Raw genomic sequence first — 26,205 nt, 5'->3', positions numbered from 1 at the left:
TGATGAAAAAGGCTATTGAATGCCCTTTTTAAAAGCCCTGGAATCTTTTGATGCACCCTTTTTAGAAAAAGAAATTTCAAAGCGTTTTAGGGATAATTTAGTTTTTTTCAAATCCTATCACCCCCATCTGTTTAACGCCCTCAATACGCCTTTTAAAAATTACCAATTGCTTTTTGAAAACAACCACTTCAACCTCTTACACACGCCCACAAACGCTTTAAGCTACCCCAAAAATCAAATGATAGAAACCGCTTTTAACATGGCTTCTAACCCCTTGAATAATCCCAGATGGTCATTAGACAATAACCGCCTCTCTTTACATTATTTAAAATCTCAAAACAACCCCAAACTCCCCCTAACCCTTAAAGCCACGCATGCGATCTCAAACTTTTTAAATAACCATCAAACGCCTTGCTCTTTAAAGAAATTCTTACCCCCTACCATGATTTATGGCGTTTTAGACGGATTGTTTTTGGCTATTTTACAGGCTCAAAATTACCGCTTCCATTCGCTTTATTTGTTTGAAGAAAATTTAGATTTGTTTAAAATCAGTTGTTATTTTGCGCGTTATGAAGATTTGATTATAAAAGGGGCTAAACTCTTTATTCAAGGGTTTTTTAACCCCAATGAATTAAAAATGGATTTTTTGAAACGCCCTGTCACGCATTCTTTTTTAAAGCTAGAAATCATGCCCTATAAAAGCGCTTTTAATTCGCGCATGCGAGAAAACATTCAAAGCTATTACAAACAAGCCTTAAGGGGTTGGGGGAGTTTTGAAGATGAATTACTAGGGCTAAAAAACACGCTCAAAAATTTACCCTTATACAAAACTCTAAAGATTAAACCTAAAAAGATCAACGCCCCTATTTGCGTGGTGGGTAATGGGCCAAGCCTGGATTTATTGCTAGATTTTTTAAAAGAAAATGAAGAAAAATTCATTATTTTTTCATGCGGAACCGCCTTAAAGCCTTTAAAAACGCATGGCGTTAAAGTGGATTTTCAAATAGAAGTGGAGCGCATAGACTATCTTAAAGAGGTTTTAGAAAAAGCCCCCCTAGAAGACACCCCCTTAATGGGGGCTAACATGCTCAATCCTAACGCTTTTAATTTAGCCAAAGAAGCGTTGATGTTTATGCGCGGGGGGAGCGCTTGCGCGTATATAAGCCCTTTGAGTATAGAATACGCAGCGCCTTTTGTGGGCAATGCCGGGGTGGCTTTAGCGGGTTTGATGAGCGATGAAATCTATTTGTGCGCTTTAGATTGCGCTTATATCAAAGGGTTTAAAAAGCACGCTCAAAATTCCTATTATGAAAATGAAAAAGAAATTGACACTTCATCTTTAATCAGCGTAGAGGGCAATTTTAAAGGTTATGAAACTTTTAGCGACTCGCTCTTTTTGCTCTCTAAAGAAAGGATTGAAGAAGCCCTTCATTATTACCAGCCTAAAAAAGTCTATAATTTAAGCTATGGGGCTAAAATCAAGCATGCTGTTAGCCTTAATCACTCTCAAGTGAAATTGAAACAAATCAACAAACAAGAAGCTATCGCTCGCATTAAAAGCATGTTTAGCCCTAGAAGTCATCATGCTAAGGATTTAAACAATTTACAAAAAAATCTTATGAGTTTTAAAGAAAGTTTTTTCACGCATTTAAACACGCCTTGTAAAACCAAGCAAGAAATATTTGAATGGGTGGATAGCTTGAGTGGGTTTTGCCAAACAGCCAGCGCTAAAACCCCCACTATAGGCATTTTATTTGAAGGGAGTATCGCTCATATTTTACAAAGCGTCTTAATCGTTTCATTGCATCTTAACGAAAATGAGCTGACGCATTTTATCAATTATTCTCAAAACACTTTAAAACAATTCCTTAAAAAAGCTTGTTTGTTATTGCAAAGGCAGCTCAAACAACCATGATTTTTATTTTTACATTATAATAACAACCTTAAATCTAAGGGGTATGCATGCCATACAATGAAATCACAAGGGTTCAAATCCCTGCCTTAATGCATTTAGCCAAGTTGGGCTATAACTTTATTTCTCAAAAAGATAAGCCTAACCTAGACACCGCCACTAATATTTTAACCGATAGTTTCACTCAAGCCTTTGAGCGATTAAACCCTACTAAAAACGCAAAAGAAACGCTTGCTGAAATGAAAAAACGCTTGAATTACGATGATTTAGGCAAAAGCTTTTATGAATACTTGCTCAAAAGCGAGCGTCAAATCATAGACTTTGATAACCCTAACAACAATCTTTATGAAATGATGACCGAATTACCCTACAAATCCTTTAGGCCTGACATCACCCTTTTTATTAACGGCTTGCCTTTGGTGAATATAGAGGTTAAACAGCCTTTAGCCGGACAAGGCATCAAAGAAGAAAAAGATCGCCATATCCAACGCTACGAAAACCCCGAAAACAAAGTTTTTTATAACCTTGTGCAAATCTGGCTTTTTAGCGATAACTTGCCCTATGATGAAAAAAACCCCGATCAAGGCGTCTTTTATAGCGCTTCTTATTCGCCTATTTTCCAGCGCTTTGTTGAAGCTAATAGGCTAGATATTACCCCCCCCCCGAAAATGATCAAAATGATCAAAACCATCGATCGCTTGAAGAAATTCAAAAAAGCGTCTTAAACGAATTCAACCTTAAAGACACCGACTACCAAGAAAGCTCTAAAGACGCCACCACAAACCCCCTTTTAACTTCGTTTTGCTCTCACAAAAGGCTTTGCTTTATCCTAAAATACGGCATCAGTTTCTTAAAAGAAAAATCAGAGTTTAAAAAACACATTTGGCGTTATGCGCAGATGTTTGCGAGCTTGAATGTTTTAAAAGAATTGCAAAAGCATTATGAAACTAACCCCAAAGATCCCCTAAAAGGCATCATTTGGCACACGCAAGGCAGCGGTAAAACCGCCTTAACCTATCATTTAACCAAACTCATAAAAGACTTTTTTAGCCCGCTAGGGAAAAAGACTAAATTTTATTTTATTGTGGATAGGTTGGATTTATTAGAGCAAGCCAAAAACGAGTTTTTAAAAAGAGGCCTTTGTGCGCATGAGGCAGAAAATAAAGAGGATTTGAGCCAAAAATTAAAAAGCTCTAGCGTTTTTGAAGGCCCTCAAGGGAATGATGAAATCATCGTTGTGAATATCCAAAAATTCAAAGCCCCCAATGAAGAAAAAGCCCCCAATGAAGACCCTTCTAGCGCTCCTAAAGAAATTGTTTCTAAAACAGAATTACAAGAAGCGGCAAAAGATAGCCACGATTTACAAAGGGTGTTTATCATAGATGAAGCCCACAGGAGCTATGATCCTAAAGGTTGCTTTTACGCTAATTTGATAGAATGCGACAAGACAGCGCTAAAAATCGCTCTCACAGGCACGCCCCTATTAGAAGACAACGCGCAAGACAAAGCCACTAAAAACACTTTTGGCAACTACTTGCACACCTATTCTTATGCAGAATCCATTAAAGACAAACACACCCTAAAACTCCAATTAGAAATCATTGAAAAGAGCTACAAAGAAAAACTACAAGCAATCTATCGCCTTTTACAAGAAAGCATCATTATTGAAGACACAGAGGTTAAAAAAGAAACGATTTTTAATCATGAAAGATACATTAAAGAAATGCTCTATTATATCATCAGAGATTTATTAGATTTCAGGCGTGTAAATAATGATGAAAATTTAAAGGCTATGGTGGTTTGTTTTTCAAGCGCACAAGCCAAATTAGCTAATTTATTTTTTAATGAAGTCCAAGAAAAAGTCTTACAAGAAAACCCCAACCTAAGGATTTTAAACAAACTCCAATCCAGCCTGATTTTGCATGATGAACAAGAAGTTAAAGAAAAGATTGATTCTTTCAAACATAAAGATACGGATATAGTCTTTGTGTTTAACATGCTTTTAACCGGCTTTGATTTACCCAATCTCAAACGCCTTTATATCCACAGAGAATTAAAAGATCACAATTTATTACAAGCCCTAGCCAGAGTGAATCGCTCCTATAACGACATGTCTTTTGGCTATCTTATAGATTTTGTAGGCATTAAAGAAAATTATGACAAAACGACTGATGATTATTTGAAAGAGTTAAACCAATTCAATCAAAGCGATTCTAATATCAAAGATAATCTCAAAGACATGTTTGCGGATCGTGAAACTTTAGAAAAAGACATTAAAAACGCTTATGATGATCTTTTTAATTACCCCATTGATGATGTAGAGGACATGACTAGCACCATTGTCAATATTAGCGCAATGAACGAGCTTTTAAAAGTCTCACACGCCATTAACACGCTCAAAGAGCGCTACAATTTAATCCGCACTTCTAACGATGAAAAAATCCTTTCATTAAAAGAAAAAATTGATATTGAAAAGATCAATAAAATCTCTTCAATGCTTCATAAAAAAGCCAAACAACTCCATGCGTTAAAAAATATCAATGAGCCTAAAAACCCAAACAATTTAATGATTTTAGAAAACCTCATCGCTCTTTTAGACTTTAAAATAGAGTTTAAGGAAAGCAAAGAATTACGCTTTAAAGAACAAGAAGAAATTACCACTAAACAAAAACAAGCTAAAGAAATTTTAGAAAAAATCCCGGACAAACAAGACAAAGAAGTTCAAAAGATTTCTAAAGAGCTTTCAAAACTGATCCAAGAACCCCTAACCAATCATAATTTTGATGGAATTTCTCATTCTTATAGCGTAATCATTTCACAACTCAAACAACATAAGGAGCAAACCACCAACCTATTAAGCAAATACAATAATGATCGAGCTTATGCGATCACGCACAAACGCCTTCATAAGCGCCTTATGGAACAAAACATTTATAACCCAGCGGGAATTTTCACGCTTTTAAGCGCGCTCAAAAAAGCTCTTGATGCGCGTATTTTTAAGCGTCAAGAAATCTTAAACGAAGAGTATTACCTAAAAAATGCCATAAAAGTAGAATTAAGGGACGCTTTCAAAAAAGACCCCTCCTTAAAAGATTTAGAAAAAGAAAAAGAACTTATCATTCAAACCCTTTTTAACGAACTCACACAAAACCACCATCAAGGAAATTTGAATGCCCAATAACGCTTTATTGCAAATCAAACAAGACACCCTAAGCCTCATTGATGATTTAAAAGTCATTTGCAAGGATGCTGGTTTAGCGGGCGACGGCAACGAATACAAGATCATCACGCAATGCTTTTTGTATAAATTCTTATGCGATAAGTTTGAATTCCTTTTTGAACAAGAATTCCCTAATAAAACGATACGAGATTACAAAGACTTTAAAAAGGAAGAAAAAGAAGATTTTTTCCTTACCTTAAGCGATAACAAACTCCCCAAACTCGCTTATGATGAGCTTTTAAGCTATCTTTTTGAAAAACATTTTAACGATAACGATTTACACCTTAAGCTAGACGCTATTTTTAATCGCATTTCTAGCAATAACGCCGAACTTTTTAACACCAAAAGCACGGATAAAACCACTATCGCCTTATTTGAAAGCGTATCACAATACATTAATGAAGAGTCTAAAAGGGCTAATTTTACAAGAGCTTTATTAGACAAACTCAAAAATTTTAATTTCAAACAAGCTTTTTTAAACTTACAAAACCAACAAGGCTATGATTTTTTCGCCCCCATTTTTGAATACTTACTCAAAGATTACAATAACAACAGCGGAGGGAAATACGCCGAATACTACACCCCTTTAAGCATCGCTAGCATCATTGCTAAGCTTTTGATTAATGAGCCAACTCAAAGCGTCAAAATCTATGACCCAAGCGCTGGCACAGGAACGCTTTTAATGGCATTAGCCCACCAAATAGGCACCGATTCTTGCACCCTTTATGCCCAAGACATTTCGCAAAAATCCTTAAGAATGCTCAAACTCAACCTGATTTTAAACGACTTGACCCACTCTTTAAGAAACGCCATTGAGGGAAACACCTTGATTAACCCCTACCATTCTAAAGAATGTCATGGGAAAATGGATTTCATCGTGAGTAACCCCCCTTTCAAATTGGATTTTTCCAACGAGCATGCCGAAATTTCGCAAAACAAAAACGATTTTTTCTTAGGCGTGCCTAATATCCCTAAAAACGATAAAAGCAAAATGCCCATTTACACGCTCTTTTTCCAGCATTGCTTGAACATGCTTAGTAATAAGGGTAAGGGGGCTATTATCGTGCCAACCGGATTCATTAGCGCTAAAAGCGGGGTAGAAAATAAGATTGTCCGGCATTTAGTGGATGGAAGGCTCGTTTATGGGGTGGTTTGCATGCCCAGTCAGGTTTTTGCCAACACCGGCACTAATGTGAGCATCATCTTTTTTCAAAAAACGCCAAGCGCAAAGGAAGTCATTTTGATTGACGCTTCCAAACTCGGCGAAGAATACACCGAAAACAAAAACAAAAAAACGCGCTTAAGACCAAGCGATATGGATTTGATTTTAGAAACTTTTCAAAATAAAACCCCAAAAGCGGATTTTTGCGCTCTGGTTTCTTTTGATGAAATTACAGAAAAAAATTATTCTCTAAACCCCGGGCAGTATTTCACTATAGAAGACACAAGCGAAACAATCAGCCAAGCGGAGTTTAAAAGCTTAATGCATCAATATTCAAGCGAACTGACAAGCCTTTTTGATGAAAGCCAGAGCTTGCAACAAGAAATTTTAGAAACTTTAGGAAATCTTAATCATGACTAAACTTTTAGATTTAAAAAATCATTCAGTAATTGCTATCAATCAAAACAACTACACTAAAAAAGACAATTACAAAAAAGTTTGTTATTTAGATACTGACAACATTACAAATAATAGAATAAATGCTTTTCTAAAAATTGATTTAACAAAAGAAAAATTACCCTCAAGAGCTAAACGAAAATGCTCCATTAATAGCATTATTTATTCTAGTGTAAGACCCAACCAACGCCACTTTGGGATTATCAAAGAAATTCCAAAAAATTTTTTAGTTTCTACCGCTTTTATCGTAATAGATATTATAGACTTAGAAAAATTAGACCCTAATTATTTGTATTATTATATTACGCAAGATAAAATTACTCATCACTTGCAACGCATTGCAGAATGTGGGACTTCTAGCTACCCCTCTATCACGCTCTCAGATTTTCTTAATATTAAAATCAAACTTTACCCACTAGAAACACAACAAAAAATCGCCCGCACGCTTTCTATCCTAGATCAAAAAATAGAGAACAACCATAAAATCAATGAGCTTTTGCACACGCTCGCTTATAAAATCTATGAATATTATTTCAAATACAAACCTAAAAATGCAAAGCTAGAACAAATTATTATTGAAAATCCTAAATCTAGCATTATGGTTAAAAACGCCCAAAAAACCCAAGATAAATACCCATTTTTTACAAGCGGAGATAATATCCTATCCTACCCTAAAGCGATCATTGATGGCAGAAATTGCTTTTTAAACACTGGCGGTAATGCTGGTATTAAATTTTATGTAGGCAAAGCTTCTTATTCAACGGATACTTGGTGTATTTGCGCCAACGAATTTAGCGACTATTTATATTTACTGCTCTCAAGTATAAAAAACCATATCAATCAAAGCTTTTTTCAAGGAACTAGCCTTAAACACTTACAAAAAAATTTGCTTAAAAAATATCCTATTTACATGCCGTCCGCACATGAAATTAAAAAATTTAATCAAATTATTATGCCCCTACTCACGCTTATATCCATTAACACAAGAACTTCTAAAAAATTAGAACAAATCAGAGATTTTCTACTCCCCCTACTCTTAAAACAACAAGTCAAACCCCAATGAAAAATTTTAGAACAAAACTTTTTTAAGGGGTAAAAACCCTTTAGTTACAAGAAAGAGAAGTTTTGCCATCAAAAGAAATTTTTTAAAGAAAAAGAAGTTTCAAAAAATTAAAAGTTTGAGTCAAATCCGCTAGTAACCATAGATTTGACCCCAGCGCTCTTGCACCAGAGCCAAAATTTTAGTATAATGGCGTTGCGAGTGCCATTAAAACTATGATTACTAATCTCATGTTAGGTTATCTCCTTTTCTGAGGTAACCACCCACTGTTACCCCCAACCCTAACATACTCCAAATACCGCAACCAAAGAGAAAACCAAGAGATTACTACTTGCGTCCGTTTATTATAGAAACAATCAACCAAAAAAACGCTAAAAAAAATTTTAAGCGATCTTTTAGGGTTAAATGAAGTTTTATTCAAAAAATGAAGTTTTACAAAAAAGAGTTTTTAAACAACAACTAAGCAAACTCGCGCTACAATCTCCCTTTTTGATTGCGGAGTATGGCGCAGCCTGATTAGCGCGCACCCTTGGGGTGGGTGAGGTCGTGGGTTTGAATCCCGCTACTCCGACCATGACTTTTTAAAAAAGCTTCAATCATTATCATTTCATTATATAATCACACCAAACAAAATCAATTTTTAAACATGATGATTTAAAGGATTTCTATTGAATCGTTTCTTTAACCGAGAGCTTTCATGGTTAGCTTTTAACACAAGGGTTTTAAACGAAGCCAAAGATGAGAGCTTGCCTTTATTAGAGCGCTTGAAATTTTTAGCCATTTATGACACGAATTTAGACGAATTTTACATGATAAGAGTGGCAGGGCTTAAACAACTCTATGAACATAAAATCGCCTCTAAAGGCATTGATGGCGCAAGCCCTGAAGAGCAACTAGAAAAAATCAAGCATTATTTAGCGCATGAAATTGAAGAAAGGGAGTTAGAATTCCAAAAAATCCAAGCCCTACTTTTTAAAAAAGGGCTTTGTATCACCCCCTATAATGAATTGAATTTAGAGCAAAAAGCGAAGGCTAAAACCTATTTTAAAGAGCAGCTTTATGCGTTAGTCTTGCCTTTTAAGTTGGATTCTTCGCACACCTTCCCGCCTTTAGCGAATCTGACTTTCGCGCTTTTTGCCCACATTAAAGACAAAGAAACCCAAAGCGCCTCCTATGCGCTCATCAAACTCCCCTCTTTTATCTTCCGTTTTGTGGAACTAGAAAAGGGCTTGTTTGTGTTAGCTGAAGAAATCGTAGAAGCGCATTTAGAAGAATTGTTTTTAGAGCATGAGATTTTAGACTGCATGGCGTTTAGGGTAACTTGCGATGCGGATATTGCCATCACTGAAGATGAAGCGCATGATTATGCGGATTTGATGAGTAAGAGTTTGAGGAAACGCAATCAAGGCGAAATCGTGCGCTTGCAAACTCAAAAAGGGAGTCAAGAGCTTTTAAAAACCCTTTTAGCGTCTTTAAGGAGCTTTCAAACCCACTCTTACAAAAAGCACAAACTCACCGGCATGCATATCTATAAAAGCGCGATCATGCTCAATTTAGGGGATTTGTGGGAATTAGTCAATCATAGCGACTTTAAAGCGCTCAAATCGCCCAATTTCACGCCCAAAATCCACCCTCATTTCAATGAAAACGATCTTTTCAAATCCATAGAAAAACAAGATCTGTTGCTGTTCCATCCTTATGAAAGTTTTGAGCCTGTGATCGATTTAATAGAGCAAGCCGCTAATGATCCGACCACCCTTTCTATCAAAATGACGCTTTATCGTGTAGGCAAGCATTCCCCCATTGTCAAAGCCTTGATTGAAGCGGCGAGCAAGATTCAAGTGAGCGTTTTAGTGGAATTAAAAGCGCGTTTTGATGAAGAAAGCAATCTGCACTGGGCAAAAGCTTTAGAAAGGGCGGGCGCGTTAGTCGTTTATGGCGTTTTCAAACTCAAAGTGCATGCTAAAATGCTATTGATCACTAAAAAAACAGACAACCAGTTACGCCATTTCACACATTTAAGCACGGGCAATTACAACCCTTTGAGTGCTAAAATCTATACCGATGTGAGTTTTTTTAGCGCTAAAAATGAAATCGCTAACGACATTATCAAGCTTTTCCATTCCTTGCTTACGAGCAGCGCAACTAATAGCGCATTAGAAACGCTTTTTATGGCGCCCAAACAGATCAAGTCTAAAATCATTGAACTCATTCAAAATGAAATGAATCACAAACAAGAAGGCTATATCATTTTAAAAGCCAACGCCCTAGTGGATAGCGAAATCATTGAATGGCTCTATCAAGCCTCTCAAAAAGGGGTTAAAATTGATCTCATTATTAGAGGGATTTGCTGTTTAAAGCCCCAAGTCAAAGGATTGAGCGAAAATATCAGGGTGTATTCTATTGTGGGGAAATATTTAGAACATGCACGCATTTATTATTTTAAACATGAGAATATCTATTTTTCTAGCGCGGATTTAATGCCCAGAAATTTAGAAAGGCGCGTGGAATTGCTCATTCCCGCCACAAACCCAAAGATCGCTAATAAATTGTTACATATTTTAGAAATCCAATTAAAAGACACCCTAAAACGCTACGAGTTAAATTCTAAAGGCCGTTACACTAAAGTTTCAAACCCTAACGATCCTTTAAATTCACAGGATTATTTTGAAAAACAAGCCCTTAAAACCTTTTAAAGGTTATCGTTCAAATCATAAAAGATAAGGATTTAAATGCTTTATTCGTTATTAAAAAAATATCTTTTTAGCCTGGACGCTGAAGACGCGCATGAAAAAGTTTGTCAAATTTTAAGAACGCTTTCTTCATCGCCCTTTTTGTGTAGTTTGATCCATTCTCAATGGGGTTATAAAAACCCAAAGCTTGAAAACGAAATTTTAGGTTTAAATTTCCCTAACCCTTTAGGCTTGGCCGCCGGTTTTGATAAAAACGCTTCCATGCTTAGGGCGTTAATCGCTTTTGGGTTTGGCTATTTGGAAGCAGGCACTCTCACCAATGAAGCGCAAATGGGAAATGAAAGACCAAGGCTTTTCAGGCACATTGAAGAAGAGTCCTTACAAAATGCGATGGGGTTTAATAATTACGGGGCGATTTTAGGAGCGAGATCGTTTAAGCGCTTCGCCCCCTATAAAACCCCTATTGGCATCAATTTAGGCAAAAACAAACACATAGAGCAAGCGCATGCCCTAGAAGATTACAAGGCGGTTTTAAATAAATGTTTAAACATTGGCGATTATTACACTTTCAACCTTTCTTCGCCCAACACCCCCAATTTAAGGGATTTACAAAACAAAGCGTTTGTGAATGAGCTTTTTTGCATGGCTAAAGAAATGACCCATAAGCCTTTATTTTTAAAAATCGCCCCGGATTTAGAAACAGACAGCATGCTAGAAATTGTCAATAGCGCTATTGAAGCCGGAGCGCATGGGATTATTGCGACTAATACGACCATTGATAAAAGCCTGGTGTTCGCTCCTAAAGAAATGGGAGGCTTGAGCGGGAAATGCCTGACTAAAAAAAGCCGTGAAATCTTTAAAGAATTGGCTAAAGCTTTTTTTAACAAGACTATTCTTGTTTCTGTGGGGGGGATTAGCGATGCCAAAGAAGCTTATGAAAGGATTAAAATGGGAGCGAGTCTGTTACAAATTTATAGCGCTTTTATTTACAATGGGCCAAATTTATGCCAAAATATTCTTAAAGATTTGGTAAAATTACTCCAAAAAGATGGATTTTTGAGCGTCAAAGAGGCTATAGGAGCGGATTTAAGATGAAACATTTTTCTGTTAAAAGACTTTTGAGGCTTAGTTCTGTCTTGTTAGTCACTTTAGGAGCGAGCATGCACGCACAATCTTACTTACCCAAACATGAGAGCGTTACCTTAAAAAACGGGTTGCAAGTCGTAAGCGTCCCCTTAGAAAATAAAACTGGGGTTATAGAAGTGGATGTGCTTTATAAAGTCGGCTCTAGAAACGAAGTCATGGGCAAGAGCGGGATCGCTCACATGTTAGAGCATTTGAATTTTAAAAGCACTAAAAACCTTAAAGCCGGTGAATTTGATAAGATCGTTAAGCGTTTTGGGGGCGTGAGTAACGCTTCTACGAGTTTTGATATTACGCGCTACTTCATTAAAACCAGTCAGGCTAACTTGGATAAGTCTTTAGAATTGTTCGCTGAAACCATGGGTTCTTTGAATTTAAAAGAAGATGAGTTTTTGCCTGAGCGTCAAGTGGTCGCTGAAGAAAGGCGATGGCGCACCGATAATTCCCCTATCGGCATGCTTTATTTCCGCTTTTTTAACACCGCCTATGTCTATCACCCCTACCATTGGACGCCCATTGGTTTTATGGATGATATTCAAAACTGGACTTTAAAAGACATTAAAAAATTCCATTCGCTCTATTATCAGCCTAAAAACGCTATTATTTTAGTGGTGGGCGATGTCAATTCCCAAAAGGTTTTTGAATTGAGTAAAAAGCATTTTGAATCCTTAAAAAACCTTGATGAAAAAGCTATCCCCACCCCTTACATGAAAGAGCCTAAACAAGATGGAGCCAGAACGGCAGTCGTGCATAAAGATGGGGTCCATTTAGAATGGGTAGCGTTAGGGTATAAAGTGCCTGCTTTCAAACATAAAGATCAAGTTGCCCTAGACGCGTTAAGCAAGCTTTTAGGCGAAGGCAAAAGCTCGTGGTTGCAAAGCGAATTAGTGGATAAAAAACGCCTGGCTTCTCAAGCTTTCTCGCACAACATGCAATTACAAGATGAAAGCGTGTTTTTATTCATCGCTGGGGGTAATCCTAATGTCAAAGCCGAAGCCTTACAAAAAGAAATCGTAGCGCTTTTAGAAAAGCTGAAAAAAGGCGAAATCACTCAAGCGGAGTTAGACAAGCTCAAAATCAATCAAAAAGCTGACTTCATTTCTAACTTAGAAAGTTCTGGCGATGTGGCGGGGCTTTTTGCGGACTATTTAGTGCAAAACGATATTCAAGGCTTGACCGATTATCAGCAACAATTTTTGGATTTAAAAGTGAGCGATTTGGTGCGTGTGGCTAATGAATATTTTAAAGACACCCAATCAACCACCGTGTTTTTGAAACCTTAAAAGAGCCTTATAACATGCAATTTCATTCATCTAGTGCGTTAATTACGCCTTTTAAAAAAGATTTGAGCGTTGATGAGGCCGCTTATGAATCCTTGATCAAGCGCCAAATTTTTCAAGGCATGGACGCATGCGTGCCTGTTGGCACGACAGGAGAATCCGCCACGCTCACCCACAAAGAGCACATGCGTTGCATTGAAATCGCCATAGAGACTTGCAAAAACACTAAAACGCCCTCCAATTCACGCATGAAAGTGTTAGCCGGCGTGGGCAGTAACGCCACGAGCGAGTCGCTTTCTTTAGCAAAGTTCGCTCAAAAAATCGGTGCGGATGCGATTTTATGCGTAAGCCCCTATTATAACCGCCCCACCCAGCAAGGCTTGTTTGAACATTATAAAACTATCGCTCAATCGGTGGAAATCCCTGTCATGCTTTATGATGTGCCAAGCCGAACGGGCGTGTCTATTGAAGTCCCAACCGCTCTCAAACTCTTTAGAGAAGTCCCTAACATTAAAGCCATTAAAGAAGCGTCTGGCTCTTTGAAAAGAGTAACAGAATTGCATTACTATGAAAAAGATTTTAAAATTTTTAGCGGGGAAGATTCGCTCAACCACTCTATCATGTTTTCAGGGGGATGTGGCGTGATTTCAGTGACCGGTAATTTAATGCCTAATTTGATTTCACAAATGGTCAATTGCGCGATTAAACAAAAATACCAACAAGCCCTAGAAATCCAAAATAAGCTTTTTGATTTGCATCAAGCCCTTTTTGTAGAAACGAATCCCATCCCTATTAAAATGGCCATGCATTTAGCCGGCTTGATTGAAAACCCAAGTTACAGACTGCCTTTAGTGGCCCCAAGCAAAGAAACGATCAAACTTTTAGAAAAAACTTTACAACAATATTATGAGGTAATTGCATGAATGGTTTCAATCACATGAAAAACAAAACCCTAGTGATCAGCGGCGCGACTAGGGGGATTGGCAAGGCGATATTGTATCGCTTCGCTCAAAGCGGCGTGAATATCGCTTTCACTTACAATAAAAATGTTGAAGAAGCCAATAAAATCATAGAAGATGTGGAGCAAAAATATTCCATTAAAGCCAAAGCCTACCCCCTTAATGTTTTAGAGCCTGAGCAATACACAGAGCTTTTTAAGCAAATTGACGCTGATTTTGACAGAGTGGATTTTTTTATTTCTAACGCTATTATTTATGGGCGTTCTGTCGTGGGGGGATTTGCGCCGTTTATGCGATTAAAACCTAAGGGGTTAAACAACATTTACACAGCCACCGTGTTAGCGTTTGTCGTAGGGGCTCAAGAAGCGGCAAAACGCATGCAAAAAATAGGTGGCGGGGCGATCGTGAGCTTAAGCTCTACCGGGAATTTGGTCTATATGCCTAATTACGCCGGGCATGGCAATTCTAAAAACGCCGTAGAAACCATGGTCAAATACGCTGCCGTGGATTTAGGCGAATTTAACATTAGAGTGAATGCAGTTAGCGGCGGGCCTATTGATACGGACGCTTTGAAAGCCTTCCCTGATTATGTGGAGATTAAAGAAAAAGTAGAAGAGCAATCGCCCCTAAAACGCATGGGCAATCCTAACGATCTAGCCGGGGCGGCTTATTTTTTATGCGATGAGACCCAAAGCGGTTGGCTTACAGGGCAAACGATCGTTGTGGATGGTGGGACTACTTTTAAATAAAGATTTTTTTTGAAAAACATTATCCACATCCACCAAAACAAAGAGTTGCAATTCGTTAAAAAATGCTTGTTGGGCTATTTTTTCGCCCCTTTGTGTGGGGCTGTTTTGTTGGTGCTTTTTCTTGTTTCAAGTGGGGCAAAATCGTTTCAAATTTCTAACCTATTCAGCAATCAACTAGCTTATATCGTTTTATTGTCTCTTTTTTTATGCGCGCTTGGGTTTATTGTGGGGGCGGTTGGTTTTTATAGGCTTTCTAAAATCACGCGCCATTTAGGGTTTTTTGAAAATTTTGCTTTCAGTTTTTTGGCGGTGATTTTATGCACCATTTTAAGCTATCTTGTCCCTAACGCCAGTAACGCTCTTTCGCTAATCGGTAATGGCGTTTCTATTTTTTATTTGCACAAACTCTATAGAGAATTGAGCCTTTACACGCAAGAAAGATTTTTCTTAAGCGGGTTTAGGTTGTTGCTTTTTAGTTTCATGCTGGCTCTTTTAGGGATTTTAGTGCAAGCGTTAGTTATCATTTTTTTAACGACCGCTGTGATTTTAATGTGTGTGGCGCTTGGCTTTTTAGGGCGTGCGTTTTTGAATTTTTCACAAGTCTTTTTGAAAGCATGAAAGTTTTAAAACTCCTGCCTAATTTTTTGACGATTTTACGCATTGTCTTATCCTTATTTTTATTATTTTTATTGTTAAACACGCGCACTTATTTTAGTTTTTTAACCCCCTTTCACATTAACATGATCTCTTCATTGGTTTTTTTATTTGCCGCGCTCACGGATTTATTGGACGGCTACATCGCTAGAAGCTATAAAGCCAAATCGCGCTTTGGGGAAATCTTTGATCCTTTAGCGGATAAAATCCTTATTTTGAGCGCGTTTTTAGGGTTAGTCCATTTGGATCGTGTGAATGCGTGGATCCCGTTTGTGATTTTAGGGCGTGAATTTTTTATTTCAGGGCTTAGAGTCTTAGCCGCTAATGAAAAAAAGGATATTCCTGTCAATGCGTTAGGCAAGTATAAAACCGTTTCTCAAGTCGTAGCGATTGGCGCTTTATTAGCCAATTTAACTTACTCTTATGTGCTTGTGGCTATAGCGGTTTTTTTAACCCTTTATTCGGGGATAGATTACACCATTAAATATTATAAATCTTAATATTTTAGAAGAAGTTTTTAGCGTTCTTTAAGAAAACCTTAAAACTCTTAAAAAGCTATCGCTTGATCAAGCTCTTTTACTATTTAATCTTTAAAAAATGCTTTTGATCGTTTTTTAAAATTTTATTTTCAATATTCAATTAAAAAAAATCATTTTATTTTATTTTTGTTATAATTCAAGCTATTTTTATTTTCAATCTAAGGAGGTGTCGCATGGACAATCAAAAGATAACGCATCAAAATACCACGCAAAAACAAGGCGAGCTTAAAAGAGACATGAAAATGCGCCATCTCTTGATGATTGCCTTTGGGGGAGCGATTGGCACAGGGCTTTTTGTAGGCACTGGAGGTAATATTGCGAGCGCTGGCCCTTTAGGGACTTTGATCGCTTATGGTTTTGGAGGGCTTGTGGTTTATTGCATCATGCTCTCTTTAGGCGAATTGGCTAGCGTTTATCCCACTACGGGCAGTTTTGGGGATTATGCGGCTAAATTCATAGGCCCTGGCACGGGCTATATGGTTTTTTGGATGTATTGGCTTGGCTGGGTGATCACGGTGGCGCTAGAATACATCGCTATAGGCATGCTCATGCAACGCTGGTTTGCTAATATTCCCATCCATTATTGGGTTATTTTATGCATTGCGTTGGTTTTTTTATTGAACTTTTTTTCGGTTAAAATTTTTGCCGAGGGCGAGTTTTTCTTTAGCCTGATTAAAGTTTTAGCAGTGATCGCTTTTATAGGCATTGGCGTAATTGGGATCATTTATCAAATCTATTTGCATGGGTTTAGTTCTATTTTTGATAATTTCCATTTTGGCGATAAGGGGTTTTTCCCTAACGGGAGCGCGGCGGTTTTTAGCGCGATGCTCGCTGTCATTTTTGCCTTCACTGGCACAGAGGTGATTGGGGTGGCTGTGGGAGAGACTAAAAACGCTAGCGAAGTGATGCCTAAAGCGATTAAAGCGACCTTGTGGCGGATTGTCTTTTTCTTTTTAGGCTCTGTGTTTGTCATTTCTGTTTTTTTACCCATGAGCGATTCTTCTATCGCGCAAAGCCCCTTTGTGAGCGTTTTAGAACGCATCAACTTGCCCTTTATTGGCATGGGTATCCCTTATGTGGCTGATATAATGAACGCTGTTATCATTACGGCGATGTTTTCTACCGCTAATTCAGGGCTTTATGGAGCGAGTCGCATGATTTATGGGCTGTCCAAACAAAAGATGTTTTTTAAGGTTTTTTCCCAACTCAACCGACAAGGCACGCCCACTTATGCGATGCTTTTTTCCCTTTCTTTTTCTCTCATAGGGCTTTTAGTCCAAATTTATGCCAAAGAAAATGTCGTGGAAGCTTTGATCAATGTGATCAGTTTCACGGTGATTATTGTGTGGGTTAGCGTGTCCGTTTCGCAATATTCTTTCCGCAAGCAATACTTAAAAGCCGGGCATTCTTTAGAGGATTTGCCTTATAAAGCCCCTTTCTTGCCCTTTTTGCAACTCATAGGGATCACTGGGTGTATTATCGGCGTGATCGGTTCAGCTATGGATAAGGATCAACGCATCGGGATGATTTTAACGATTGTTTTTGCTGTTGTGTGTTACATTGGATACTATTTTACACAAAAAGCTAATGAAAATAACAAAAAAGATTTGATATAATCTTTTTTTAATTTTGAAGTTTAGCACATTTTAAGGAAGTAACCATGATGAAAAAAACCCTTTTTATCTCTTTGGCTTTAGCGTTAAGTTTGAATGCGGGCAATATCCAAATCCAAAACATGCCCAAAGTGAAAGAGCGAATAAGCGTCCCCTCTAAAGAGGATACGATCTATTCTTACCACGATTCCATTAAGGACTCTATTAAAGCGGTGGTGAATATCTCTACTGAAAAGAAGATTAAAAACAATTTTATAGGTGGCGGTGTGTTTAATGACCCCTTTTTTCAACAATTTTTTGGGGATTTGGGCGGCATGATCCCTAAAGAAAGAATGGAAAGGGCTTTAGGCAGCGGCGTCATCATTTCTAAAGATGGCTATATTGTAACTAATAACCATGTGATTGATGGTGCAGATAAGATTAAAGTTACTATTCCAGGGAGCAATAAAGAATATTCCGCTACTTTAGTAGGCACGGATTCTGAAAGCGATTTAGCGGTGATTCGCATCACTAAAGACAATTTACCCACGATCAAATTCTCTGATTCTAATGATATTTTAGTGGGCGATTTGGTTTTTGCGATCGGTAACCCTTTTGGCGTGGGCGAAAGCGTTACGCAAGGCATTGTTTCAGCGCTCAATAAAAGCGGGATTGGGATCAACAGCTATGAAAATTTCATTCAAACAGACGCTTCCATCAATCCTGGAAATTCCGGCGGCGCTTTAATTGATAGCCGTGGAGGGTTAGTGGGGATCAATACCGCTATTATCTCTAAAACTGGGGGCAATCACGGCATTGGCTTTGCCATCCCTTCTAACATGGTTAAAGATATTGTAACCCAGCTCATCAAAACCGGTAAGATTGAAAGAGGTTACTTGGGCGTGGGCTTGCAAGATTTGAGTGGCGATTTGCAAAATTCTTATGACAATAAAGAAGGAGCGGTGGTCATTAGCGTAGAAAAAGACTCTCCGGCTAAAAAAGCAGGGATTTTGGTGTGGGATTTGATCACTGAAGTCAATGGGAAAAAGGTTAAAAACACGAATGAGTTAAGAAATCTAATCGGCTCTATGCTGCCCAATCAAAGAGTAACCTTAAAAGTCATTAGAGACAAAAAAGAACGCGCCTTCACTCTCACTCTTGCCGAAAGGAAAAACCCTAACAAAAAAGAAACCATTTCTGCTCAAAACGGCGCGCAAGGCCAATTGAACGGGCTTCAAGTAGAAGATTTAACCCAAAAAACCAAAAGGTCTATGCGTTTGAGCGATGACGTTCAAGGGGTTTTAGTCTCTCAAGTGAATGAAAATTCCCCAGCAGAGCAAGCCGGCTTCAGGCAAGGCAACATCATCACAAAAATTGAAGAGATTGAAGTGAAAAGCGTTGCGGATTTTAACCATGCTTTAGAAAAATATAAAGGCAAACCCAAACGATTCTTAGTTTTAGACTTGAATCAAGGTTATAGGATCATTTTGGTGAAATGATAGGGGTGGGTCGTTAGTCGCATGTCTTTGATTAGAGTGAATGGGGAAGCTTTTAAACTCTCTTTAGAAAGTTTAGAAGAAGACCCTTTTGAAACTAAAGAAACGCTAGAAACGCTTATCAAACAAACGAGCGTTGTTTTATTGGCTGCTGGGGAGTCTAAGCGTTTTTCTCAAACCATCAAAAAGCAGTGGTTACGCTCTAATCATACCCCCTTATGGCTCAGCGTGTATGAGAGCTTTAAAGAAGCCCTAGACTTTAAGGAAATCATTTTAGTCGTAAGCGGATTGGATTATATTTATATCCAACGCCATTACCCCAAAATCAAGCTTGTAAAAGGCGGGGCATCAAGGCAAGAATCCGTGCGTAACGCTTTAAAAGTAATTGATAGCGCTTACACGCTCACCAGCGATGTGGCTAGGGGTTTAGCCAATATGGAAACGCTTAAAAGCTTGTTTTTAACTCTCCAACAAACGAGCCATTATTGCATCGCTCCTTACTTGCCTTGCTATGACACAGCGATCTATTATAACGAGGCTTTAGATAGAGAAGCGATCAAACTCATTCAAACCCCGCAATTAAGCCACACCAAAGCGCTCCAATCAGCCCTAAACCAAGGGGATTTTAAAGATGAAAGCAGCGCGATTTTACAAGCTTTCCCTGATCGTGTGAGTTATATTGAAGGCAGTAAAAATTTGCACAAACTCACCACGAGCGGCGATTTGAAACATTTCGCACTCTTTTTCAACCCAGCAAAAGACACTTTTATCGGCATGGGCTTTGATACGCATGCGTTTGTTAAAAATAAGCCTATGGTTTTAGGGGGGGTTGTTTTGGATTGCGAGTTTGGGTTAAGGGCTCACAGCGATGGCGATGCTTTGTTGCATGCAGTTATTGATGCGGTTTTAGGAGCGATTAAAGGGGGGGATATTGGCGAATGGTTCCCTGATAATGACCCCAAATACAAAAACGCCTCTTCTAAAGAGCTTTTAAAAATCGTGTTGGATTTTTCTCAAAGCATTGGGTTTGAATTGCTTGAAATGGGGGCGACCATCTTTAGCGAAATCCCTAAAATCACTCCTTACAAACCGGCGATTTTAGAGAATTTGAGCCAACTTTTAGGTTTAGAAAAATCTCAAATCAGCTTAAAAGCCACCACAATGGAAAAAATGGGGTTCATTGGCAAACAAGAAGGGCTGTTAGTCCAAGCGCATGCGAGCATGCGTTATCAACAAAAACTTTAAATGCGATAAAAGGAAGAATTGATGAAAATCTTAATCATTGAAGACGATTTAGCGCTAGCTAGGAGTATTTCGCATAATTTGCATGATTTAGGGCATTTTTGCGAGATCATCTCTAGCATTTCAGAAGAAAATAAAGAGCCTTATGATGTGATTTTAGTTTCTTCTAAAGTTTGCACTCAAGGGCGTTGCGAACATTTTGTGCGTTATAATTCCAAGCAAATCATTATCATGATGGCTTCGCATGTCAATGAAGATGGCGTGAATAAACCCATTCAAGCGGGAGCGAGAGATTATATTCTAAAACCTTTTAAAATGGATGAATTGTTGCGTAAAATCCAATACCACAAAGCCTATCAAGAAATGACCGCTCGCTTGGGATTTTATGAAAATTACTTAGACTTTATCCATGCGGAATTGCCCTTGCCTAAAGATTTTTCTTACCGGCCGCCCTTTATCATCCACACGCCCTCTCAAGAGCTTGCGAACGCTTATTTATTGCAATACGCTAAAGAAAGGCAAATGGATTTTTCTTTTTTCTCTTTAAAGGATACCACTTGGAAAGAACTATACAAGAATAAAGACAAACTAGAACGCCCTTTTTACATCATGCATTTAGAAGAGCTTAAAAAAGATGAGCAATTGAAATTGCTAGAATTGGCCCGTTCATGCCCCATTGTTTTGTCCTATACCCATAAAGAGCCATTAGAATTTCCTAAAATTGTGAGCATTGAATGCGGCAATAAACCCCTATCTTTGTTCAACAATAACACGACCTTTCTTTCCATTCAAGAATACGAAAAGGAAGCGATTAGGCATTTTTCTTCTACTTGCACCGATACAGAATTAGCCAGCAAGCTTGGCATTAGCCGTAAAAGCCTTTGGGAAAAACGCCGGAAGTATAACTTACCGCGCAAGTAGAAAATCCTTAAACTCTGTTTTTTGTGGGGTGCTAATCATAAAATGTAAGAATACTAAAAGCGTTTTTACCGATATTATGTAGCAAACGCACCTAGATTTTAATTACTTTTAAAAATAAAATTCTATTATATCTATAAAAATAACGACTGTTACTTATAATCCGTTGCATTAAAAACACCAAAAGCATTACAATTGCCGAAATTTAGAGAAATGCGAGCTAATGATGATTTTACAAAATTTTGGCACAGCAATAAGACAATTAAGAGAAAAAACTGGTTTAAGTCAAGAAAAATTTGCACTGTCAATCGATATGGATAGAACATATTATGCTTCTGTAGAAAACGGTAAAAGAAATATTTCTTTGAAAAATATTAAAAAAATTGCCGATGGTCTTGGCGTTTCTCTTGAAACACTATTTCAAAACCTAAAATAAATCAAATTTTCTTGCCTATCTAATTAAATAAATCCTTAAAGGACTGATGTGCCACGAAATACAAAATTATTACATCCAGATTTTATTAACTACATGTATTCTATTATAAACCATCCAAATTACAGCGGTCTTCCAATAAAAAATAAAAACAATGGAGAATATATATGGCTTGCACCAGCTGATACTGAAATAGGAAAAGACAGGATAAAATGGTGTATTAATAAAGCATATGAGCTAAAACTTATTGGTGATATAAGTCAATCATATCCAGGAATATATGCTGATGTGATGTTGAAAATTCATCCTACAAAATATAAAATTTGTCAAATTTGTGGAAAGAGTATGTCTTTATTTTATCATTATCCTAGCAAAAATTTTCTAAAATCATTGAACGACACATTTAATAGCTACTACACAATATGTGACCATATTTCTTTTATATGGGATGACCTTATGATGAATGGTGTTAACAAAATAGATTTGGCTAGTTTTTTTATTGAAAAAGGCGATTTAAATTTAAATCATCAAACAGCAACAAAAGATGAAATAATTAATAGTCTTGAATATGCTTGTAGAAAAGGCAATAAAAAGTGTCTTGGTCCAGGTGCTATGTCAAATTTTCCAGATAGATTTGATGGTTTTCATTCTTACAATAGATGTTGTAGAGAAATACAAGATTTAGGTAGGTCGCAAGAAAATTTAAGAACCTATACAAAAGATAGGAGAGCTTATGAATATTGGAGTGATGGCAATATTCACGCAGCAAACCAATTTATGGGAAGTAATTTTTTTAATGGAATATCAGCCGACCATATAGGACCAATTTCTCTCGGTTTTATACACGACCCTTTATATTTGCAACCAATGTTAAGTGGAGAAAATTCATCAAAAAGAGACAGATTAACAATAATAGATATAGAAAATATAATAAAAATTCAAAATAGAACAGGCGTGTATCCAATATCGTGGTATTCAATAAGATTATGGGACTATATACAGAATAACTACAAAAACAAGTCAGATAAAACATTATTGCTGTATAGGGATATGCTGAAACAAAATGTGATGAATTTTATGTTTATATTATATTCTATTTTGACTTTATGCCCAAAAAATGGTAAGAATTTTCTAATTCAAGCATTTTTAGAACCAAAACGCAATTATTTTAACTGGACTTATAACTTTAACAATATGGGGGAAGTTGTTTCTCAAAAACCTAGACATTTTACTGTGAGAAATCAAGATGAGTTTGATAGGTATAAAAGAATAGCATTAGAATCCGTATTCGAATATAACAAAAAAGATAATCGTAAAAACAATAGCGATTTAAATAGCGGTGAATGTGTTAAATTGGCTCAAATTCGTCAATATATTGAAGCAAATGCTCCAAATGCACAAGTAATTACATTATTTAATGAACTTATGGCGATGATACAAATAAGATTGATTAGTAAATATCAAGAACTTTAAATCAATCTTGTATTTTTGCTATATAATCTTCATACGATAAGTGATTTCTTAAAAAATCAATAGTTGCAGTGTTGACATTATTTGATTTATATTTTGCACTTTCACTGCATTCAATTATTTCTAAATCTTTTATTGTGTCTTTTGCCGTAATTTGTTTTTTTGCTTCAATTGTAATTGGTTGCGGAAAAAGTTCGCTCGGCATAATATTTAAATCATCTCTTGCACATATAATTATAACTCTTCTTCTTTTTTGTGAAACACCAAACTCGTTTGCAAACATAACTCTACCATTTGTATTGTATCCTAATTCTGAAAATAATTGATGAATTTCTTTATATATTTTCCCTTTTTGGTAGCTCAAAAGCCCCTCTACATTTTCAAAAACTATTATTTTAGGCTTAACCTTTTTTATAACATCGATAAAATCACGAAAAAGCTGATTTCTTGGGTCATTATCAGCTCTAAAACCTGCCATAGAAAACCCTTGACAAGGCGGCCCACCACAAATAATATCCGCACCTTGTTCTAATGCAATACTACTTATTTTATTTTTTATTGCTTGTTGAGTAATATCTCCACACAAAACATTGATTTCAGGATTATTAACTTTTAGCGTAATGCAAGCACTTTTATCTATATCGTTGCCTAGTAGCGATATAATTCCAGCCTTTTTAAATCCTGTCGTCATTCCGCCTGCTCCACAAAATAAATCTACCGATTTATAGCAACCTATTTTATCTTTTATTTTTTTTCCAATCTGATAAGCTAAAAAAACAGGAACTGCATTTCCTACTTGATTAAGAATTTCTTTTTTATTTCCATAAAAATAATAATCATCTTGGAAAGTTTGAAATCTTGCTGCTTCCCTAACTGAAATTACTCTATTATGAATAGGATGAACATAAGTTCCGTTTCCTGGTCTATTAAAGCAAGTTGTTATTGTATAACTTGGTTTGTTGTAGTCAATTCTACCATACAATGTAGTTCTCCCACCAGTTTGTGCTATTTTTTGAAGTCTTTTTGATTTCTGTCTGGTTTCTTGTCTAATATGTTTCCAGTTTCCACCTTGTGGAACCGTTTCTATCATTTCTATATCTAAATCGCTTAATTTAGATGTTGTGTGATTTAATATATATCCATTATATAATGCGATATATTTTTTTATTATCATCATAGCAACCTTTGATTCAAAATCGTTCAAGTTATCCAAACAATTATAAGTTTCCACGCCTTTTTTCAGTATGCTTTCAGCGTATTCAATCGTGAATGTTGGAATTATATTTTTTATATCATTATAAAACTCTATTGTATATTTTTTCATTGTTTTGTTTCCTTATATTTTACAGCTCGTATGCTAAAATAGATAGTTTTTCTATTTCATCAAGTAGTTTATCATTTTTTGTTTCAAGATATTTTTTTGTTTTTTTAGATATTTGTTCTAAAAATTTTGAATTGATAGGAATTGGGAAATTATCTATTTCATAGTTATTTATATGATTATTTGTGCTTGTAAGTTTGAATAACCAATTTATAGTTTTTGAATTAAACAACCCAAGAATTGAATAAGTATCTATATTATATTTGTTTGGTGTAATATATATGAAATTACAAGAATTTGCTAATATATAATCTGTTGGAATATGAGCAAAAATAACTCTTCTATCTTTATGTATATTTGCAATTTGTTGACACGCTATTCTTACACATTTTATATATTCTTTTTTTTGTGTTTTTTTTATAAAATCTTGCGACACATAGTTTATTATACTATTTTCTTTTAAGCTAAACAACCCAATATCTCTTCCCCTAACCAACGGAATGCCATTCTTTATTTCATTAAAATATTTTCTATCGGCAGTTAAATCTAGCTCACCTCTAGAATTGATAATAAAATCCAAATCTTTAACGCTTGGAAATTTTCGCAATTTGTCTAGCGTTAAAAAGTCATTTTCTGAAATCGCAATAATAGCATTTCCATTATTTTTATTGATAATATTTTTTATTTTAACTGATATTGTTTCATTTGGCTTATTGCAAAAATCTGTAACTATATCAATGGTTTTTGTCTTTTTTGTTTTAGAAATCAGCAAGGAACATAATGCTTGTTTTGCATTAACAAATTTATTATTTTCTTGAATTATTTTTATAGAGTGAAGAAAATTATTTGTCAATATGTTTATTCTTAATTTTTCACAACTTTTATCAGCAAGCAACGAAGATGGAACAAGTAGTGATATAAACGAATTGCTATTGCTGTATTTTTCTAAGATTTCTTCTATAAAAATTTTATATAAATTTAAAACACCAGTATTTGAATATTTAAAATTCTTTTTAACAATTTTTGCAATGTCTCTATATTTTCTTTATCGCTATTATAATCAGCTTCTCTCTTATATTGTTTTATTTCAGCTTTAAGATTTTTATATGGTGGATTTGTTGCTATGATGTCAAATCTTTTATTTTCAAAAACATCATCAATATTTATGTATTCAATTTTATTTTTTGACATATCAAAAACCAATCCCGAAGCTATATGGGAATCAAAATAAGTATCATCTAGCGTAATCTTCCAATAATCATAAACGATAAGCTGTAATGATTTTTTATAAAACCCCAATGCCTGTTTGTTTATATCGGCTACATATATATTATTGATTAGTTTTTTTGCTTCTTCTTGTGTTTTTATCATATTCCGAACTGCTTTTAGATACGAAAAAACAAAATTACCTGAACCTACACAAGGCTCTAAAAAAGTAAATTCATAAATCTTTTTAGGCTTCACATCTAACTTAGAAACCAGTTCAAACATCATCACATCTGTTAAATATAAATCTGTGTAATAACTACCTGTCCTTTTTTTTGTTAAGCTTTCTATCTCTTTTTCTGCTTGGTAACTATTTGTTCGTATATTGTTCCAAAGTGTTTCGTTGTTCATTTTTTACCAACCACTTCTTGCCTCCAAGTATCAACCACCTGAATTATATCATCATCTTTTGGTTATGATAATATATCAAGCACTGCTTTCATAGCAATAGGCTCGTTTGTTTCTCTTAGCCACTCCATATATGTTCGCTCTGAAATTCCTAGTCTGCTCGCCATTTCTCTTTTAGTTATATTTTTTATCTCTTTTGCTTCTATAAGCTTATGAATTTTATGAATTATTTGTGCTAATTTCATATCTTTCCTTTTATAATTTTGTGATTATACATTTTTAAATATAAAAA

General features: G+C 36.1%; 22 protein-coding genes and 1 tRNA gene. 19 read left to right on the top strand and 4 right to left on the bottom strand.

Features of this window, described 5'->3' with window-relative positions; all coding sequences use genetic code 11:
• The first annotated feature begins 19 nt into the window (after window positions 1-19).
• The 19 genes from AYS37_RS02040 to AYS37_RS01955 all read left to right on the top strand — a co-directional run bounded on the left by AYS37_RS02040 (window position 20) and on the right by AYS37_RS01955 (window position 22,981).
• Window positions 20-1,915 (top strand): motility associated factor glycosyltransferase family protein, encoded by a 1,896-nt coding sequence (locus AYS37_RS02040; RefSeq protein WP_001116265.1) that lies wholly within the window; start codon window positions 20-22, stop codon window positions 1,913-1,915.
• Between the two features lie 47 nt (window positions 1,916-1,962).
• Complete coding sequence (locus AYS37_RS08725; RefSeq protein WP_001146667.1) at window positions 1,963-2,637, top strand: type I restriction endonuclease; 675 nt, start codon at window positions 1,963-1,965, stop codon at window positions 2,635-2,637.
• A gap of 173 nt (window positions 2,638-2,810) precedes the next feature.
• Complete coding sequence (locus AYS37_RS02035) at window positions 2,811-5,093, top strand: DEAD/DEAH box helicase family protein (protein WP_000458218.1); 2,283 nt, start codon at window positions 2,811-2,813, stop codon at window positions 5,091-5,093.
• Window positions 5,083-6,714 carry an N-6 DNA methylase gene (locus AYS37_RS02030; protein WP_001133367.1) on the top strand — a complete coding sequence of 544 codons (1,632 nt, stop codon included), beginning with the start codon at window positions 5,083-5,085 and terminating at the stop codon, window positions 6,712-6,714. Before AYS37_RS02035 ends, AYS37_RS02030 begins: the two co-directional genes overlap by 11 nt.
• On the top strand, window positions 6,707-7,813 hold the full coding sequence (locus AYS37_RS02025) for a restriction endonuclease subunit S (RefSeq protein ID WP_000163870.1): 1,107 nt from the start codon (window positions 6,707-6,709) through the stop codon (window positions 7,811-7,813). The genes AYS37_RS02030 and AYS37_RS02025 overlap by 8 nt, the downstream gene beginning before the upstream one ends.
• A 493-nt stretch (window positions 7,814-8,306) precedes the next feature.
• Window positions 8,307-8,384 (top strand) — tRNA-Pro (locus AYS37_RS02020).
• A gap of 94 nt (window positions 8,385-8,478) precedes the next feature.
• Window positions 8,479-10,506: an RNA degradosome polyphosphate kinase gene (locus AYS37_RS02015; RefSeq protein WP_001078662.1), complete on the top strand. Its 2,028-nt coding sequence runs from the start codon at window positions 8,479-8,481 to the stop codon at window positions 10,504-10,506.
• Window positions 10,507-10,542: 36 nt separating this feature from the next.
• A complete protein-coding gene (locus AYS37_RS02010; RefSeq protein WP_000967069.1) occupies window positions 10,543-11,598 on the top strand; it encodes a quinone-dependent dihydroorotate dehydrogenase in 1,056 nt (351 codons plus the stop codon).
• Entirely contained in the window at window positions 11,595-12,929 is a 1,335-nt protein-coding gene (pqqE, locus tag AYS37_RS02005; RefSeq protein WP_000680254.1) for a zinc protease PqqE, read from the top strand. Before AYS37_RS02010 ends, pqqE begins: the two co-directional genes overlap by 4 nt.
• Before the next feature lie 14 nt (window positions 12,930-12,943).
• Window positions 12,944-13,849, top strand: coding sequence for a 4-hydroxy-tetrahydrodipicolinate synthase (gene dapA / locus AYS37_RS02000; protein ID WP_001159514.1), 906 nt, complete (start codon window positions 12,944-12,946; stop codon window positions 13,847-13,849).
• A complete protein-coding gene (locus tag AYS37_RS01995; protein WP_001013070.1) occupies window positions 13,846-14,634 on the top strand; it encodes an enoyl-ACP reductase in 789 nt (262 codons plus the stop codon). Before dapA ends, AYS37_RS01995 begins: the two co-directional genes overlap by 4 nt.
• Window positions 14,635-14,643: 9 nt before the next feature.
• Window positions 14,644-15,252 (top strand): hypothetical protein, encoded by a 609-nt coding sequence (locus AYS37_RS01990; RefSeq protein ID WP_000789434.1) that lies wholly within the window; start codon window positions 14,644-14,646, stop codon window positions 15,250-15,252.
• Window positions 15,249-15,788 (top strand): CDP-diacylglycerol--glycerol-3-phosphate 3-phosphatidyltransferase, encoded by a 540-nt coding sequence (pgsA, locus tag AYS37_RS01985; protein ID WP_001846799.1) that lies wholly within the window; start codon window positions 15,249-15,251, stop codon window positions 15,786-15,788. The genes AYS37_RS01990 and pgsA overlap by 4 nt, the downstream gene beginning before the upstream one ends.
• Window positions 15,789-16,000: 212 nt before the next feature.
• Entirely contained in the window at window positions 16,001-17,443 is a 1,443-nt protein-coding gene (locus AYS37_RS01980) for an amino acid permease (protein ID WP_000370100.1), read from the top strand.
• A 44-nt stretch (window positions 17,444-17,487) separates the two neighbouring features.
• Entirely contained in the window at window positions 17,488-18,918 is a 1,431-nt protein-coding gene (locus AYS37_RS01975; protein WP_000976615.1) for a Do family serine endopeptidase, read from the top strand.
• Window positions 18,919-18,939: 21 nt separating this feature from the next.
• Window positions 18,940-20,160, top strand: coding sequence for a bifunctional 2-C-methyl-D-erythritol 4-phosphate cytidylyltransferase/2-C-methyl-D-erythritol 2,4-cyclodiphosphate synthase (locus AYS37_RS01970; RefSeq protein ID WP_000052921.1), 1,221 nt, complete (start codon window positions 18,940-18,942; stop codon window positions 20,158-20,160).
• 21 nt (window positions 20,161-20,181) lie between these two features.
• Window positions 20,182-21,078 (top strand): OriC activity response regulator, encoded by an 897-nt coding sequence (locus tag AYS37_RS01965; RefSeq protein ID WP_000697558.1) that lies wholly within the window; start codon window positions 20,182-20,184, stop codon window positions 21,076-21,078.
• 220 nt (window positions 21,079-21,298) lie between these two features.
• Window positions 21,299-21,511, top strand: coding sequence for a helix-turn-helix domain-containing protein (locus tag AYS37_RS01960; RefSeq protein WP_000973020.1), 213 nt, complete (start codon window positions 21,299-21,301; stop codon window positions 21,509-21,511).
• A gap of 48 nt (window positions 21,512-21,559) precedes the next feature.
• The gene (locus AYS37_RS01955; protein ID WP_001137833.1) at window positions 21,560-22,981 is read left to right on the top strand and encodes an Alw26I/Eco31I/Esp3I family type II restriction endonuclease; all 1,422 of its coding nucleotides are present in this window, start codon (window positions 21,560-21,562) and stop codon (window positions 22,979-22,981) included.
• Window position 22,982: 1 nt separating this feature from the next.
• Here the strand turns inward: AYS37_RS01955 and AYS37_RS01950 are convergent, their stop codons facing one another.
• The 4 genes from AYS37_RS01950 to AYS37_RS01935 all read right to left on the bottom strand — a co-directional run bounded on the left by AYS37_RS01950 (window position 22,983) and on the right by AYS37_RS01935 (window position 26,158).
• Window positions 22,983-24,302, bottom strand: coding sequence for a DNA (cytosine-5-)-methyltransferase (locus AYS37_RS01950; RefSeq protein ID WP_000760950.1), 1,320 nt, complete (start codon window positions 24,300-24,302; stop codon window positions 22,983-22,985).
• 19 nt (window positions 24,303-24,321) lie between these two features.
• Window positions 24,322-25,152, bottom strand: coding sequence for a TaqI-like C-terminal specificity domain-containing protein (locus tag AYS37_RS01945; protein WP_000183699.1), 831 nt, complete (start codon window positions 25,150-25,152; stop codon window positions 24,322-24,324).
• Between the two features lie 125 nt (window positions 25,153-25,277).
• Window positions 25,278-25,916, bottom strand: a complete 639-nt coding sequence (locus tag AYS37_RS01940; RefSeq protein ID WP_001874512.1) for an Eco57I restriction-modification methylase domain-containing protein — start codon at window positions 25,914-25,916, stop codon at window positions 25,278-25,280.
• 62 nt (window positions 25,917-25,978) lie between these two features.
• Window positions 25,979-26,158, bottom strand: a complete 180-nt coding sequence (locus AYS37_RS01935; protein ID WP_000761854.1) for a hypothetical protein — start codon at window positions 26,156-26,158, stop codon at window positions 25,979-25,981.
• Between the last annotated feature and the right edge of the window lie 47 nt (window positions 26,159-26,205).

Source organism: Helicobacter pylori NQ4053 (assembly GCF_000274605.1).
GTDB classification, from domain to species: domain Bacteria; phylum Campylobacterota; class Campylobacteria; order Campylobacterales; family Helicobacteraceae; genus Helicobacter; species Helicobacter pylori_CV.
The sequence above is the reverse complement of the archived record's forward strand: the minus strand, read 5'-3'. Positions and strand labels throughout refer to the sequence as shown.

Coding starts and splice junctions, on each gene's coding strand:
- AYS37_RS02030 (WP_001133367.1), top strand. CDS start 5,083: ATGCCCAATAACGCTTTATTGCAAATCAAACAAGACACCCTAAGCCTC.
- AYS37_RS01975 (WP_000976615.1), top strand. CDS start 17,488: ATGATGAAAAAAACCCTTTTTATCTCTTTGGCTTTAGCGTTAAGTTTG.
- AYS37_RS02040 (WP_001116265.1), top strand. CDS start 20: ATGCCCTTTTTAAAAGCCCTGGAATCTTTTGATGCACCCTTTTTAGAA.
- dapA (WP_001159514.1), top strand. CDS start 12,944: ATGCAATTTCATTCATCTAGTGCGTTAATTACGCCTTTTAAAAAAGAT.
- AYS37_RS01940 (WP_001874512.1), bottom strand. CDS start 25,916: ATGAACAACGAAACACTTTGGAACAATATACGAACAAATAGTTACCAA.
- AYS37_RS08725 (WP_001146667.1), top strand. CDS start 1,963: ATGCCATACAATGAAATCACAAGGGTTCAAATCCCTGCCTTAATGCAT.
- pgsA (WP_001846799.1), top strand. CDS start 15,249: ATGAAAGTTTTAAAACTCCTGCCTAATTTTTTGACGATTTTACGCATT.
- AYS37_RS01965 (WP_000697558.1), top strand. CDS start 20,182: ATGAAAATCTTAATCATTGAAGACGATTTAGCGCTAGCTAGGAGTATT.
- AYS37_RS01970 (WP_000052921.1), top strand. CDS start 18,940: ATGTCTTTGATTAGAGTGAATGGGGAAGCTTTTAAACTCTCTTTAGAA.
- AYS37_RS01960 (WP_000973020.1), top strand. CDS start 21,299: ATGATGATTTTACAAAATTTTGGCACAGCAATAAGACAATTAAGAGAA.
- pqqE (WP_000680254.1), top strand. CDS start 11,595: ATGAAACATTTTTCTGTTAAAAGACTTTTGAGGCTTAGTTCTGTCTTG.
- AYS37_RS02025 (WP_000163870.1), top strand. CDS start 6,707: ATGACTAAACTTTTAGATTTAAAAAATCATTCAGTAATTGCTATCAAT.
- AYS37_RS02010 (WP_000967069.1), top strand. CDS start 10,543: ATGCTTTATTCGTTATTAAAAAAATATCTTTTTAGCCTGGACGCTGAA.
- AYS37_RS01980 (WP_000370100.1), top strand. CDS start 16,001: ATGGACAATCAAAAGATAACGCATCAAAATACCACGCAAAAACAAGGC.
- AYS37_RS01935 (WP_000761854.1), bottom strand. CDS start 26,158: ATGAAATTAGCACAAATAATTCATAAAATTCATAAGCTTATAGAAGCA.
- AYS37_RS02035 (WP_000458218.1), top strand. CDS start 2,811: ATGTTTGCGAGCTTGAATGTTTTAAAAGAATTGCAAAAGCATTATGAA.
- AYS37_RS01950 (WP_000760950.1), bottom strand. CDS start 24,302: ATGAAAAAATATACAATAGAGTTTTATAATGATATAAAAAATATAATT.
- AYS37_RS01995 (WP_001013070.1), top strand. CDS start 13,846: ATGAATGGTTTCAATCACATGAAAAACAAAACCCTAGTGATCAGCGGC.